Source organism: Pseudomonas songnenensis, from assembly GCF_003696315.1.
Lineage (GTDB): Bacteria > Pseudomonadota > Gammaproteobacteria > Pseudomonadales > Pseudomonadaceae > Stutzerimonas > Stutzerimonas songnenensis.
Genome location: NZ_RFFN01000001.1, coordinates 678,075 through 692,797 on the forward strand (window position 1 = coordinate 678,075; position 14,723 = coordinate 692,797).

At 67.0% G+C, this 14,723-nt stretch carries 11 protein-coding genes and 1 pseudogene; 4 read left to right on the plus strand and 8 right to left on the minus strand.

All coding sequences use genetic code 11. The features are described 5' to 3' along the window. Window positions 1–93 precede the first annotated feature (93 nt). Window positions 94–984, plus strand: a complete 891-nt coding sequence (locus EA798_RS03080) for a PA4780 family RIO1-like protein kinase (RefSeq protein WP_003283153.1) — start codon at window positions 94–96, stop codon at window positions 982–984. A gap of 81 nt (window positions 985–1,065) precedes the next feature. Here EA798_RS03080 and EA798_RS03085 read toward each other — a convergent pair whose 3' ends face one another. Genes EA798_RS03085 through EA798_RS03095 form a run of 3 tightly spaced genes read right to left on the minus strand, consistent with a single transcriptional unit; the run spans window position 1,066 to window position 6,672 of the window. After that, complete coding sequence (locus EA798_RS03085) at window positions 1,066–2,547, minus strand: efflux transporter outer membrane subunit (RefSeq protein WP_122098010.1); 1,482 nt, start codon at window positions 2,545–2,547, stop codon at window positions 1,066–1,068. After that, entirely contained in the window at window positions 2,544–5,588 is a 3,045-nt protein-coding gene (locus EA798_RS03090; RefSeq protein ID WP_122098011.1) for an efflux RND transporter permease subunit, read from the minus strand. Before EA798_RS03090 ends, EA798_RS03085 begins: the two co-directional genes overlap by 4 nt. Before the next feature lie 4 nt (window positions 5,589–5,592). Then, a complete protein-coding gene (locus EA798_RS03095; protein WP_122098012.1) occupies window positions 5,593–6,672 on the minus strand; it encodes an efflux RND transporter periplasmic adaptor subunit in 1,080 nt (359 codons plus the stop codon). A gap of 234 nt (window positions 6,673–6,906) precedes the next feature. Between EA798_RS03095 and bfr the strand changes: the two genes are divergently transcribed. Further along, a complete protein-coding gene (gene bfr / locus EA798_RS03100) occupies window positions 6,907–7,374 on the plus strand; it encodes a bacterioferritin (RefSeq protein ID WP_106157588.1) in 468 nt (155 codons plus the stop codon). A gap of 42 nt (window positions 7,375–7,416) precedes the next feature. Here the strand turns inward: bfr and EA798_RS20875 are convergent, their stop codons facing one another. From EA798_RS20875 to EA798_RS03115, 4 genes and pseudogenes are all read right to left on the minus strand, one after another. Further along, window positions 7,417–8,280: a methyl-accepting chemotaxis protein gene (locus EA798_RS20875; RefSeq protein WP_420849505.1), complete on the minus strand. Its 864-nt coding sequence runs from the start codon at window positions 8,278–8,280 to the stop codon at window positions 7,417–7,419. A 39-nt stretch (window positions 8,281–8,319) separates the two neighbouring features. Then, window positions 8,320–9,339: pseudogene (locus tag EA798_RS20880) on the minus strand (methyl-accepting chemotaxis protein); the annotation flags it as partial. Window positions 9,340–9,519: 180 nt separating this feature from the next. Next, window positions 9,520–9,963 (minus strand): Cu(I)-responsive transcriptional regulator, encoded by a 444-nt coding sequence (gene cueR, locus EA798_RS03110; RefSeq protein ID WP_106157590.1) that lies wholly within the window; start codon window positions 9,961–9,963, stop codon window positions 9,520–9,522. Between the two features lie 13 nt (window positions 9,964–9,976). Further along, window positions 9,977–12,355 carry a heavy metal translocating P-type ATPase gene (locus EA798_RS03115; protein WP_122098014.1) on the minus strand — a complete coding sequence of 793 codons (2,379 nt, stop codon included), beginning with the start codon at window positions 12,353–12,355 and terminating at the stop codon, window positions 9,977–9,979. Window positions 12,356–12,504: 149 nt separating this feature from the next. Between EA798_RS03115 and EA798_RS03120 the strand changes: the two genes are divergently transcribed. Then, window positions 12,505–12,696: a heavy-metal-associated domain-containing protein gene (locus EA798_RS03120; RefSeq protein ID WP_106157592.1), complete on the plus strand. Its 192-nt coding sequence runs from the start codon at window positions 12,505–12,507 to the stop codon at window positions 12,694–12,696. Between the two features lie 4 nt (window positions 12,697–12,700). Here EA798_RS03120 and EA798_RS03125 read toward each other — a convergent pair whose 3' ends face one another. Continuing rightward, on the minus strand, window positions 12,701–13,348 hold the full coding sequence (locus EA798_RS03125) for a TetR family transcriptional regulator (RefSeq protein WP_122098174.1): 648 nt from the start codon (window positions 13,346–13,348) through the stop codon (window positions 12,701–12,703). Between the two features lie 202 nt (window positions 13,349–13,550). Between EA798_RS03125 and EA798_RS03130 the strand changes: the two genes are divergently transcribed. Then, window positions 13,551–14,723, plus strand: coding sequence for a Bcr/CflA family multidrug efflux MFS transporter (locus EA798_RS03130; RefSeq protein ID WP_122098015.1), 1,173 nt, complete (start codon window positions 13,551–13,553; stop codon window positions 14,721–14,723).

Genomic DNA, 14,723 nt, shown 5'->3' on the forward strand with positions numbered 1-14,723 from the left:
GTGCTTTCAAAGTCGATGGGGAGCATGGAAGCCGCCCCGTGATTGCCGTAACCTGCAGCATCGCCCTGACCGAGAAGGACCTGCAAGCCGCTGATGAAAACGCCTAAACGACTCGAACCGCTGATCGAGGATGGCCTGATCGACGAGGTGCTGCGGCCGCTGATGAGCGGCAAGGAAGCAGCGGTATACGTGGTGCGCTGCGGCGACGAGCTGCGCTGCGCCAAGGTCTACAAGGAGGCCAACAAGCGCAGTTTCCGCCAGGCCGTGAAGTACCAGGAAGGTCGCAAGGTGCGCAGCAGCCGCGACGCACGCGCCATGGCCAAGGGCTCCAAGCACGGGCGCAAGGAAAAGGAAGACAACTGGCAGAACGCCGAGGTGGCGGCGCTGTTCCGCCTGGCCGACGCCGGCGTGCGAGTGCCCAAGCCCTACGATTTCCTCGACGGCGTGCTGCTGATGGAGATGATCGCCGGCGAGGATGGCGATGCCGCACCGCGACTGAACGACGTCGACCTGCATCCGGACGATGCCCGCGAGTTCCATGCGTTCATGATTCACGAAGTGGTCAAGATGCTCTGCGCCGGGCTGGTGCACGGTGACCTGTCGGAGTTCAACGTGCTGCTCGACGAGCACGGCCCGGTGATCATCGACCTGCCGCAGGCAGTGGATGCGGCCGGCAACAACCATGCGTTCGAGATGCTCGAACGCGATGTCGGCAACATGTCGGCCTATTTCGGACAGTTCGCGCCGGAACTCAAGTTCACCCGTTACGCCAAGGAGATGTGGGCGCTGTACGAGCAGGGCAAGCTGACCACCGAGACCGAGCTGACCGGCGAGTTTGCCGAGCCCGAAGATGCCGCGGATATCGACGCGGTGATGCGCGAGATCAAGGCCACGCTGGCCGAGCAGGAGCGCCGGGAGGCCTTGCGCGGGGCGGATGATGCGCCGAAGGATGAGCCGCCGGAGCCGCCATGGATGAGAGGCTGATCGGCAGCCTCCGGCAGCAGGCGGAGGCTGCCGGTCCTGTCTTGCTGCCGGTTTGCCAGAGGTTTCAAAGGCTCCGGTTAGTCACTGCGTCGATTGCTCGGTAGACCTTGTCCCGGCGTCCGCGCGATCGGCGGACGCTGCCTGCCACCCACCGCCCAATGCCACATACAACGCCACCTGCGCCGTCGCCAGCGCAGTCCGGCCTTCCAGCGCCCGCTGGCGGGCCTGCAGCGCCCCACGCTGGGCGTCCAGCACTTCACTCAGGTTGGCTTCCCCCAGCTCGTAGCTGCGCTGCGCCAGTCGATGCGCACGTTCGCGGTGCTCGCGGGTGCGGCTGAGCGATACGTGCCTGCGCTGCTGACCGGCCATCCTTGTCAGGCCCCGCTCGACTTCCTCCAGCGCACGGGCCAGCGTCTGCTCGAAGGCGACATAGGCCGTCTCGCCCTCGGCATCGGCCAGGTCGATGGCGGCGCCGCGGCGTGGATAATCCAGCAGTGGCAGGCCGAAGGTGGCACCGACCCGGGCGAAGTTCGACGCACTGGAAATGGCGTCGCCCAGCGCGAAGCCGGAGCGGCCCACCGCGGCCTGCACCGCCAGCTTGGGAAACAGGTCGCGGCGAGCCGCCAGTGATTGCAGCTCGGCGGCGTCCAGCCGTGCCGCTTCGGCAATCAGGTCCGGACGGCGGCGCAGCAGGTCGATGGGCTGGCCGGGGGCGATGCGCTGTTCTGCCAGTGGTACCGGCGCGCTGGCGGCGAGGCGCGCGGCGGTGCTGCCCGGCGATTCGGCGAGCAGGGTGTCCAGCGCCAGCTGCGCCTCCGCCAGGTGGATATCCAGCTCATCCAGATCGGCTTCCAGCGACGCGCGCTCGGCGGAGGTGGCTTCCACGTCCAGCCGGGTCACCTCGCCGGCGTGGAACAGCAGTCCGGCGATTCGCTCCAGCTCGCGCGCCACTTCAATGCCTTCGACCAGCAGGGCGCGCTGGCCCTGCAGCGCGCGCAGTTGCAGATAGCCCTGCGCGGTGTTCGAGGCCACGGCGAGCCGCGCCGCCACCGTCTGCGCCTCGGCCGAACGCAGTTGCCGGGCCGCGCTGTCACGCCGCGCGCGGTTGGCGCCAAACAGGTCGAGCTCCCAGGTGGCCTGCAAGGCCAGCTCCCAGGTGTCGACGCTGATCACATCGTCGTCAGGGATAAAGTCGGCCAGCGGGCTTCCAGGTTCGGCGTCCTGATCGTTCTCGACCCACTGGCGGCTGGCCGAACCGGGCAGGTCGAAGCTCGGCAGCAGGCCGGCACGCGACTGGCGCAGCTGAGCCCGCGCTGCGGTGACCCGGGCCATGGCCAGGCGCACATCGTGGTTCTGCTGCATGGCGCGGCTGACCAGTGCGCTGAGCTGTGGGTCATCGAACTGGCGCCACCAGGCGGCCAGCGTTTCGGCATCCGCCGCTTGCGCGCCGGCGGCACTGAACCAGCCTTCCGGCAGTGGCGGATCGGCGTGCTGCGGTGCGCTGGAGCAGGCACTCAGGGCCAGGGCGAGCAGCAGCGGGGCGGCCAGGGCCTTGGCAGTCATGCGGTTTCCTCCGGGCGCACTTTCATCAGCAGCAGGTACAGACAGGGCACCGCGAGCAGGGTCAGCAGCGTGGCGAAGCCCAGGCCGCCCATGATGGTAACCGCCATGTTGGCGAAGAACGGGTCGAACAGCAGCGGCACCATGCCCAGCACCGTGGTGCCAGCAGCCATCATCACCGGGCGCAGGCGTGACGCCGAGGCCTCGATGATGGCGGTCAGGCGTGGCACTTCGTCATCGATCTGCCGGTCGATCTCGTCCACCAGCACCACGGCGTTCTTGATCAGCATGCCGGTCAGGCTGAGCAGGCCGAGCAGCGCCATGAAGCCGAAGGCCTGACCGGTGAGCAACAGGCCGAAGCTCACGCCGCAGATCGCCATGGGTACCACCAGCCAGATCATCAGCGGCTGGCGCACCTTGGCGAACAGCAGCACGGTGACCAGCACCATCGCCAGGTAGGGCACTGCCAGCGTGCTGGCCAGCGCCTGCTGGGCATCGGATGACTGTTCGTAGTCGCCGCCCCATTTCAGGCTGTAGTTGACCGGCAGTTCGATGCCCTCGATCAGCGGACGAATGCGCTCGTGCGCCTCGTTGGTGTTCTCGCCATCCCGCGGCTCGGCGCGAATGGAGATGGTGCGCTCGCGGTCGTAGCGCACGATGATGCTGTCTTCGCTGGTCGGCTCGATGCCGTCGGCGACCTGCGCCAGCGGCACGTAGCCGTTGCCCGCCGGGCTCCAGATCAGCCGTTGCAGCAAGTCGTCGCTGCCGATGCGGTCATCCGGCGCGGCGCGCAGCAGCACCGGGATCAGCTCGTCGCGCTCACGCAGCAGACTGACCCGCTGGCCCTCGCTGCCGGCAGCCAGTGCACGCGCCACCGCCTGGCGGGTCAGCCCGGCGTCTGCAAGGCGATCCAGTGCCAGTTGCGGGCGCAGCACCAGCACCGGCTGACGCCAGTCGTCGCGCACGTTGAACACCTTGCCCTCATCCTGCAGTCGCTTGCGACCCTCGGCAGATATCCTCCGTAGCTCGTCGATGTCCGGGCCGCTGATGCGTGCCTCCAGCTTGGCCTCGGCATTGGGACCGAACATGAACTGAGCGGCCGTGACGTCAGCCGATGGGTAGCGCTGCGGCAACTCCTGGTTGATCTGCCGGACCAGGCCGTCGATCAGCTCGGCATCCTCGGTGCGCACGAGGAAGTGCATCAGCGATGAGTTCGGCTGCTCCGGCATGTAAGTGAGCATGAAGCGCGAGGCCCCGGCGCCGATGAAGCTGGACACGCCGCTGACGCCCTCCATCTCCGCCAGGTACTCCTCGACGTCAGTCGCGGTGCGCGCCGTATCGCGGATATGCGTGCCCTGGGGCAGGAACAGGTTGACGTAGAACAGCGGTGTGCTCGACGGCGGAAAGAAGCTCTGCGGCAGGCGGGTGAAGATCACGGCACTGACCACCGTCAGCACCAGCAGCACGCCGATGGTCAGCCAGGGCCGGTGCAGCACGCCACCGGCCAGGCGCCGATAACGGTTGTACCAGGGGCCGTTGTAGGCCGCATCGGGGTCCTGGTCGGTGCCGGCATTGCGCAGCAGGTAATGGCCGAACAGCGGTACCAGCAGCAGGGCCAGCAACCAGCTGAGCAGCAGCGACACGGCAATGACGAAGAACAGCGAGAAGAGGAATTCGCCAGTGGTGTCCTGGGACAGGCCGATTCCCGCAAAGGCGAGGATGCCGATGATGGTTGCGCCCAGTAGCGGCCATTGCGTCTGCCGCAGCGTTTGCTGCGAGGCTTCGAGAATGCTCTTGCCCTGGCGCTGGCGCACCAGCATGCCGTCGCAGACCACCACCGCGTTGTCCACCAGCATGCCCATGGCGATGATCAGCGCGCCGAGGGAAATCCGTTCCAGCTCGATGCCCACCAGCCACATCACCAGCAGTGTGCCAAGCACGGTGAGGAACAGCACCGCACCGATGATGAAGCCGGCGCGCATGCCCATGGCAATGCACAGAACGCCGACCACGATGGCCACCGAGAGGAACACGTTGAGCGCGAAACTGTTCACCGACTCGTCGACGATCTGGTGCTGTTCATACAGCGGATGCAGCTCGGCGCCCAGCGGCATACGGTGCTCGTTGGCCTGCAGGACAGCTTCGACGCTATGCCCGATCTCGACGATATTCGCCCCGGATACCCCGCTGATGCCGAGCGTCAGCGCCTGCTGGCCGTTGTGGCGGATGATCTGTTGTGGCCGCTCGGCGTATTCTCGCGATAGCTTGGCGATGGCGCCCAGTTCGACCCGTTGTGGCCCTTGGCCGACCGGCAGTGCACGCAACTCGTCGAGAGAGTCGAAGGCACCGCTCGGGCGCAGCCGCACGAAGAAGTCGCCGGCATTGACGCCACCGGCATCCACCGCGGCATCGGTATCGGCCAGGGCCGCGGCGATCTCGTCCGGGGCGACGCCCAGTGCGGCCAGCTGCGCCTGATCGACCTCCACCAGGATGCGTTCTTCCTGTACCCCGGCGATCTCCACTTTGCCGACGCCATCTGCAGTGAGCAGGGCGCGGCGCAGGTCCTTGGCCGTTTCGTGCAGCTCCTTGAGGGTCAGCCCGTCGCCGGTCAGGGCGTAGAAGATGCCGTATACGTCACCGAAATCGTCATTCACCATCGGCGGCTCGATGCCCGGCGGCAGGTCGCCCTGGGCATCGTTGATCTTGTTGCGCAGCTCGTCCCAGATCTGCGGCAGCGCATCGCCGGCGTAGCGGTCCTGCATCTCCACGCGGATCTCGGCGATGCCCGGCATCGAGCGCGAGCGGATCTCCTTGATCTGCGACATCTGCTGGATGGCGCTTTCCAGCGGCTCGGTCACCTGCTGCTCGACCTCCAGCGCCGTGGCGCCGGGGTATTGCACATTGACGATGGCCTGCTTGATGGTGAATTCCGGGTCTTCCAGGCGGCCGATCTCGAAGAAGGCGAGGATGCCGCCGAACAGGCAGATCAGTACCAGAATCCAGATGTTGACCGGGCGGGTGATGGCGTAACGGGCGAAATCCATCGGCTCAGTTCCGCTCCCGCGCTTCGATCGCCTGGTCTTCGTGCAGCTTGCTGCCACCCGCTACCACGATTGGCATCTGCGCCTGCAGTGCGTCGCCGCGAATCAGCGCCTGATCGCCATCGACCTGCTGCAGCTGAACCGGATGGCGGCGGGCGCGGCCGTCGTCGGCCTGCCAGACGAAGTGTTTGCCGTTGCTGTCGGTCTGCAGTGCCGACAGCGGCAGGCGGAAGCCGTCATCGTCCGTCTGTGGCCGGGCGGGGCGCTCCAGGCTGACGCGCATGGCCATACCGGGCAGCAGGTTGAAATCCTCCGGCGGTTCGCCCTGCAGCACCAGCCGGTAGGTGCGCGCGCCTTCGCGCGGCTGGGTGCTGTGTTCCTTGTAGCGCAGCGGTAGGCGCAGGTCGGCGATCACCAGCTCGGCCTCGGCCTTGAGCTCGGGCCCGAGCGGAACGCTCAGCGCCGCGCTTTCCGGCAGATCGACGCTGACCTCGATATGGCGGTTGTCCTGCATTTCGAAGACCGGCGTGCCGACCGCGACCACCATGTCCGGCTCGGCCAGGCGGCGCGCCACTACGCCGTCGAATGGCGCCGTCAGGGTGCTGTGATCGATATTGCGCTGGGCGCTGTCGCGGGCCACGCGGGCGGCCACCGTGTTGGCCTCCAGCGCCTCGATGGCGGCGGGGGCGAGGATGCCTTCGGCGAGCAGGGTGCGCTTGCGCGCCAGGTCTGCTTCGAGCTGGCGCAGGCGCGCCTCGGCCTCACGCATCTGCAGGCGATAGTCGGTGCGGTCCAGCTGGGCCAAGGCTTGCCCGCGGCGAACACGGGCACCTTCGTCGATCAGGATGCGCTCGATGCGCCCGACCACCTCGAACGACAGCTGGGTGCTGGTCACGCTCTGCACCACACCGGAGAAACGCAGTGCCTCGGCCTCCGGCCTGGCCGGCTGCAGCGGTTCGACCAGCGCCACCCGCGGCGGCTCGGGCGATGGCTCGGCTTCCGAGGAACAGCCGCCGAGCAGCGGCAGCGCACAGACGATGATCGTCAACCAGGCCTTGGACACTGGGAAAGCTGGCGTTGACGTCATCGGGGCTCCTGACTGAATGGCGTTGAAGGCGCTGGGACTGACAATAGAGCCCCGCGCCGTCGCAGGAGTTCGCCGGCAAAGTACTGCCAATGATGTGACCGGGCGGTCGCTTTCTGTGCGGGTTCTGCCACACTGGGGAATGGCGCAGCTGCGGCTGCGCAACGCTTGACCGGCACAGACTCAGCGGGGATGCTTGCCCGCTGTCAGAGGCGCATCAGTCATGGGGAATACGCAATGCAAGGCCAGGCACCGGTAATCGACTATCTGAAGGAGCTGCTGCGCGGCGAACTGGCGGCGCGCGACCAGTATTTCCTGCACTCGCGGATGTACGCCGACTGGGGCTTCAGCAAGCTTTACGAGCGCATCAACCACGAGATGGAAGAGGAAACCCAGCACGCCGATGCACTGCTCAAGCGCATCCTTTTCCTCGAAGGCACGCCGGACATGACGCCGGAGCCGATCCATCCGGGGCATACCGTGCCTGAAATGCTGCGCAGCGATCTCGCGCTGGAGTACAAGGTGCGTGCTGCGCTGGCCCAGGGCATCGCGCTGGCCGAGCAGCATGGCGACTACCCGACCCGCGACATGCTGGCGCTGCAGCTGCACGACACCGAAGAAGACCACGCCTACTGGCTCGAGCAGCAGCTCGGCCTGATCGATCGCATCGGTCTGCAGAACTACCTGCAATCCCAGGCCAGCTGATCGCTGCACCGCGAGGCAGGTCCTGCCTCGCGGTGCCTCATCTCAGAGCCGGAAGCGGCTCACCATCATCTGCAACTGACCGCCCAGACGCGCCAGCTCGGTGCTCGATGCAGCGGTTTCCTCGCTGGCGGCGGCGGTCTGTTCCGACACATCACGCACATTCACCACACTGCGGCTGATTTCCTCGGCCACCGCGCTTTGCTCTTCGGCCGCCGCGGCGATCTGCTGGTTCATCGCCTGGATGTTCGACACGGTACGGGTGATGTTGCCCAGCGACGCGCCGGCGCGGCGCGCCAGCTCGACACCACTGTCGGTCAGGTCGCGACTGGTGTGCATGATCGAGGCGACCTGCTGCGTGCCGTTCTGCAGCGCAGCGACCAGCCCTTCGATTTCCTCGGTGGATTTCTGCGTGCGCTGCGCCAGCCCGCGCACCTCGTCGGCGACCACGGCGAATCCGCGGCCGGCCTCGCCGGCACGGGCGGCTTCGATGGCGGCGTGGAGCGCCAGCAGGTTGGTCTGCTCGGCCACGGCGCGGATCACCGTCATCACACTGCCGATCTTGTCGCTTTCCTCCTGCAGTGCGGTCATCGCCTCGGTGGAGCGCACCACGGCGGTGGCCATGCGCTCGATCTGCGTCACCACCTCGGTCACCACACGATCGCCTTCCCGGGCTTCGCTGTCCGCCTCGGTGGCGGCCAGGGCGGCCTGTTCGGCATTGCGCGCCACTTCCTGAACGGTCGCCGACATCTCATGCATGGCCGTGGCGACCTGGTCGGTTTCTTCCTTCTGGCTGTTCACGCCGGCACTGGTCTGCTGGGTGACGGCCGACAGCTCCTCGGCTGCCGCGCTGATCTGGCTGACACCGTCGCGGATGCCGCCGATCAGCTCGCGCAGGGTCGAGCCCATCTGCTGGATGCCACGCTGCAGCACACCGAGCTCGTCGCGACGGTGGATCTGGGCGGTTTCGCTGAGGTCGCCGGAAGCGATGCGCTCGACATCGGCCATGGTGGCACGCAGCGGCAGCACGATCTGGCGGGTGATCAGCCAGGCGGCCAGCGCTCCGAGTAGCAGCGCCAGCAGGGTGCTGACAATCAGGCGCGTACGGGCAGCGGCGCTTTCCACCTCGAGCTGATCCAGCTGGAACTGGTAGAGCGAGTCGCTGATGCGGACGATTTCCTTCTGCTGATCGGTCATCTCCTGGCGCGCCTTGGCGATCGCCTGGGTGGCCGTCTCCAGCGCCTGGATGGCGCTGCGGTACTCGTCGAGCACTGTGCGAATCTGCTGCAGCGCGGCGCCGCTGGTGGCGTCGAGCACGGCGGTGTGGCGCGCCAGCGAGGCCTGCGTGGCGTCCAGCTGGGCGAAGATGGCCTTCGCTGCTTCGTTGCCCGGCGTGCCGATGTAGACGCGCAGCAGATATTGCGCACGCTGCACGTCGTCCTCGATCTCGGTAATCGCCTGAAACTGTGCGAATCGCTCTTCGTCGTACTCCGAAAGCTGCGACACCTGACGCGTGACGCCGCCGGTCAGCTCGCTCAGGCGGGCGGAGGCGCCATCAATGACTTGCCGCGAGCCATTGGCCTGAGCATAGGCCTTGCGCATGTCATTCAGCGAACTCTGATACTGCGCGTTGTAGCCGGCCTGCTCCTTGAGCTGGGCGACGTTGGCGGGGTTCTTGAACGTATTGAGCAGCTGGGTCTGCTGCGCGAGGTAGATGCCGAGGTTCTTGTCCAGGCGCTCGGTGGACTCGACGTCGCCGTTGGCCAGCATGAATTGCAGGCGGGCGATGCGCAGGTCAGTCAGCGTCTTGTTCAGCAACGAGATTTCGGTCATCCAGCCGCTGCGCTGGATGACGCTGCCGAGGCTGCCCCAGCCATTCCAGGCAAGGATGAGGGTCAGGACCAGCACGGCACCGAAGCCCAGTGCGAGCTTCCTGCTGACCCCGATGTTTGCAAACCAGTTATTCATGGCGTTCCAAATCAAATGAATAGTTCGATCCGAACGGAGGCATCGGCCGTCCGCGGGTGTCTTCGGCTCCTCTGTCGGCTGCGCGCATACGAACTTGAACGTAAATCGAGGAACGGTCGTGGCCTGCCGGCACGCTGGCGTTGGGATGTGGTGGCCAGGCGTGGGGTGAGGGTGCCCGCGTCAGCCTTTGTTCGACGAAGGCATGGCGGCGGGACGAGACGACGCTACGGCGCAGCAGCCGCTTTCGATGCCCTGCAGGATCGGGCAGTCCGGCCGATCGTCGCCCTGGCAGTGGTCGACCAGCTCCTGCAGGGTGTCGCGCAGGCCGACCAGCTCGGCGATCTTGCGGTTCAGCTCGTCGATATGCGCGCCGGCCAGGGCTTTCACGTCGGCGCTGGCGCGCTGGCGGTCCTGCCACAGCGCCAGCAGTTTGCCGACCTCTTCGAGGGAGAAGCCCAGATCACGAGCGCGGCGGATGAAGGCCAGCTGATGCAGGTCGCGCTCGTTGTAATGGCGGTAGCCATTGGCGCCGCGCCCGGCGGGCGTGAGCAGCCCGATGGATTCGTAGTAGCGGATCATCTTCGCCGTGAGGCCGCTGTGCTTGGCGGCTTGACCGATGTTCATGGCGTGCTCCCGATCATTCTTCCGGTTTCCAGGAACGCAGCAGCAGGGCGTTGCTCACCACGCTGACGCTCGACAGGGCCATTGCCGCACCGGCCACCACCGGGCTGAGAAAGCCGAAGGCGGCGAGCGGAATGCCCACCAGGTTGTAGATGAAGGCCCAGAACAGGTTCTGCTGGATCTTGCGGTAGGTGCGCCGGCTGATTTCCAGCGCTGCCGGCACCAGGCGCGGATCGCCGCGCATCAGGGTAATGCCGGCGGCATGCATGGCCACGTCGGTGCCGCCGCCCATGGCGATGCCGACATCCGCCGCGGCCAGAGCCGGCGCATCGTTGATGCCGTCGCCGACCATCGCCACCACAGCGCCGCCCTTCTTCAGCTCCGCCACGGTGGCGGCCTTGTCTGCCGGCAGCACCTCGGCATGCACGTCGTCGATATGCAGCGCTTCGGCCACCACCCGCGCGCTGCCACGGTTGTCGCCGGTGATCAGGTGGCTGCGGATATGCCGCGCCGCGAGCCCGGCAATCGCTGCGGCGGCGCCGTCCTTGAGGCTGTCACCGAACGCGAACAGGCCGAGGAGGCGCGGCTCGGGGGCATGTTCCACCAGCCAGGACAGGGTGCGGCCCTCGGCTTCCCAGCGCTGGGCGGTTTCCAGCAGCTCGCCCGGCTGCAGGCCGTACTCTTCGAGCATGCGCCGGTTGCCCAGCGCCAGCTGCTGACCATCCAGCGTTCCGGCGATACCGCGGCCGCTGAGCGCCTGGCTCTTCTGCACATCGGGAACCGTGACGCCGTCGGCTTCGCAGCGCTCCAGCACGGCGCGCGCCAGCGGATGCTCGCTGCCACGCTGCAGGGCGCCGGCCAGACGCAGGATCCGCGCTTCGTCGCCGTCCACGGCATGCAGGTGGATGATCTGCGGCTTGCCGGAGGTGAGCGTGCCGGTCTTGTCGAAGGCCACGGCCGTGACCGCATGGGCGACTTCCAGCGCCTCGGCGTCCTTGATCAGGATGCCGTGGCGCGCCGCCACGCCGGTGCCGGCCATGATCGCCGCCGGTGTGGCAAGGCCGAGGGCGCACGGGCAGGCGATGACCAGCACCGCGACCGCATTGATCAGTGCAACTTCGGCCGGCGCGCCAGTGAGCAGCCAGCCGATCAGGGTGAACACGGCGATCACCAGCACCGCCGGGACGAACACCTGGCTGACCTTGTCCACCAGCTTCTGGATCGGCGCCTTGGCGGCCTGGGCGTCTTCCACCAGACGGATGATCCGCGCCAGCACGGTCTCGCCACCGAGCGCGGTGGTGCGCACCAGCAGCCGACCCTCGCCATTGATCGCGCCACCGGTGATGCGGTCGCCCGGCGCCTTGTTCACCGGCAGGCTCTCGCCGCTGATCAGCGCTTCGTCGGCCTGGCTTTCGCCCTCGATCACTTCGCCGTCCACCGGGAAACGCTCGCCGGGCTTGACCAGCACCAGGTCGTCCAGGCGCAGTGCGGCGATGGCGACGTCTTCTTCGCGGCCGTCGATCACCCGTGTCGCGCGGTCCGGACGCAAGGCTTCCAGTGCCCGGATCGCCGCGCTGGTCTGGCGCTTGGCGCGGCTTTCCAGGTACTTGCCCAGCAGCACCAGGGCGATGACCACCGCGGAAGCCTCGAAATACAGGTGCGGCATCTGCCCGGCCGGCGTCGCCCACCATTGATAGAGGCTCAGGCCGTAACCGGCGCTGGTGCCGATGGCGACCAGCAGGTCCATGTTGCCGGCACCGGCGCGCACCGCCTTCCAGCCGGCGACGTAGAAGCGCGCACCGAGGACGAACTGCACCGGCGTGGCGAGCAGGAACTGGATCCATGCCGGCAGCATCCAGTGCTGCCCGAACAGTTCGCCGAACATCGGCAGCACCAGCGGTGCAGCCAGCAGCAGGCCGGCGATCACCGCCCAGCGTTCGCGCTGCAGGCGCCGCTCGGCATCCTGTTCGGGGCGTTGCTGGTCGCCAGCGCTTGCCTTGTAGCCGGCGGCCTCGACCGCCTGGATCAGCGCAGCCGGGTCCGGCGTGCCGATCACTTCGACATGCGCGCGCTCGCTGGCCAGGTTCACCGCGGCGCTGCGTACACCGGGCACCTTGAGCAGCGCCCGCTCGACCCGGCCGACGCAGCTGGCGCAGGTCATGCCTTCGATATTCAGCTCGATGTTCTGCAGCGGCACGCCATAGCCGGCCTTTTCCACGGCCTCGATCAGCGTCGCCACACCCAGGTCATGGCCTTCGATACGCACCTGTTCGTTGGCCAGATTGACGTTGGCGGCGGCGACGCCAGGTACCTTGAGCAGGGCCCGCTCGACGCGGCCGGCGCAGCTGGCGCAGGTCATACCGCTGACCGGCAGCGTATGGGTGGCGCTGGACATGGTAGAGACTCCTCGGGATTGCGATGGCCGCAGGATCGACCTTAACCCTATGGCAAGGTCAACACCATGATCTGCGACAGCAGGCGCCTTGACCTTGCCCGGGTGGCAAGGTCGAGAATCGGCGCAATCACCAGCCGAGGAGAGCGACGATGCAAGTATTCAACGTGAGCGCAATGACCTGCAGCCACTGCGAACGTGCGGTAACCCAGGCCATTCAGGCGCTGGACCCGCAGGCGCAGGTGCAGGTGGACCTGGCGGCCGGAACCGTGCAGGTGCAGAGCAGTGCCAGCGAGCAGGCGATCCGTGAGGCGATCAGCGAAGAGGGGTATCAGGTGAGCTGATCGCTCAACCGGTGGGCTGGTCGGGGTCGTCCGGCCAGTCGCGGACCAGGCCGCGGAACAGCGGGTCGATCAGTGCCCTGGTATCGACCTCCGGGGCGAACAGTTCGGTGTCGCGCGTCCAGTCAGTGAACAGCCCGACCACCAGGGCATGCAGGGACAGCGCGGCGAGTCGCGGCGTGACGCCCGGGCGCAGGCAGGCCGAGGCGTTGCGCAGCAGGTTCTCGCACAGGTCGATGAACTGGTTGATGAAGGCGTGGTGGCGCTCTTCGGCTTCGCGCAGCTCATCGGTGAACTCGCACTTGTGCAGCAGGATGGTGAAGATCCGGCGCTTCTGCTCGTTGCTGGCCAGCGTGCTGATGGCATCGACCGTCAGGTTGCGCAGCGCGATCAGTGCCTGCAGCGGTTGCTGCTGATTGCAGCTGCACAGACGCTCGGTCATCTGCTCGGGTGGCAGGCGAATCTGGTTGAGCATTTCGTGAAACAGGTGCGCCTTGTTCTGGAAGTGCCAGTACACCGCCCCTCGCGTCACCCCGGCATCACGGGCGATCTGGTCGAGGCTGGTGTGGGCCACCCCCTTGTCCAGAAACAACCGCTCGGCGGAGGCGAGGATGGCGATACGGGTTTTCTCGGCTTCTTCTTTGGTTCGGCGCATGGGCAGGTTCAGGCAGATGACGGCTGCTTCGGGCGTCCAGCAGCGATGGAGGCGGCCAGTGTAACGGCGCATCTCGTCGCGATGCATGTTTACAATCGGCGGTGTATGTAACAGCATCTTGCACGCCGGTGCAAATTCCCGGGCACGGTCGAGGTCCCAACAACGCACCCGGCCACGTCTTCTTTCAGCTTGCGAGCCTCCGATGTCCCTGCGGATTCTTCTCATACTGGGCGCGCTCAGCGCGTTCGGTCCCCTGGCGATCGACATGTACCTGCCGGCCTTCCCCTTGCTGGCGCAATCGTTCGGCACCAGCGTCGATCACGTGCAGCTATCGCTGGCCGCCTATTTCATCGGCCTGGCCATCGGTCAGCTGGTCTACGGGCCGCTGGCCGATCGCTACGGGCGGCGCGGGCCGCTGCTGATCGGCGTGACGCTATTCACCCTGGCATCGCTGGCGAGCGCCTTTGCGCCGTCCATCGAGTGGCTGATCGGCGTCCGCTTCGTCCAGGCGCTCGGTGGCTGCGCCGGCATGGTGGTGGCGCGGGCCGTGGTGCGCGACCTGTGCGATCCGATGACCAGCGCCAAGGTGTTCTCGCAGCTGATGCTGGTGATGGGCCTGGCGCCGATCCTCGCGCCGGTGGCGGGCGGCGCGCTGCTGGCGTCGTTCGGCTGGCCGTCGATCTTCATCCTGCTGACGCTGTTCAGCGCGATCTGCCTGGTGGCGGTCACGCTGTGGCTGCCGGAAACCTATCCGGTCGGGCTGCCGCGCCAGCCGATGTCAGGCGCGCTAGGGCAGTACCTGCGCCTGTTCCGCGATCGCTTTTTTATCGGCCACGTACTGACCGGCGCGCTGTGCATGGCCGGCATGTTCGCCTACATCACCGGTTCGCCGTTCGTTTTCATCGAGCTGTACGGCATCAAGCCGGAGCATTTCGGCTGGCTGTTCGGTATCAATGCGGCGGGCTTCATCCTGATGGCGCAGGTGAACGTGCGACTGGTGCGCTGGCGCGGGCCGGAGTTCTGGGTGCGGCGTTGGGTGTGGTTCTTCTTCGGCAGTGCGCTGGCGTTGCTGGCGGTTGCGGCGGCGCAGCCCGAATCGCTCTGGCCGTTGCTGATTCCGCTGTTCTGCTGCGTATCCTGCCTGGGCTGCCTGCTGCCGAACGCCACCGCCTGCGCCATGGCCGATCAGCGCGCCAATGCCGGCAGCGCCTCGGCGCTGCTCGGCAGCATGCAGTTCACCATCGCGGCCATCGCGGCGTCCGCGGTGGGGGCGCTGCACAACGGCACGGCGGTGCCGCTGGCGGCGATCATCAGCCTGTGCGGCCTGCTGGCAACGGTCGTGGCTTACACCACGGCACGCGCCAGCACGGAATGA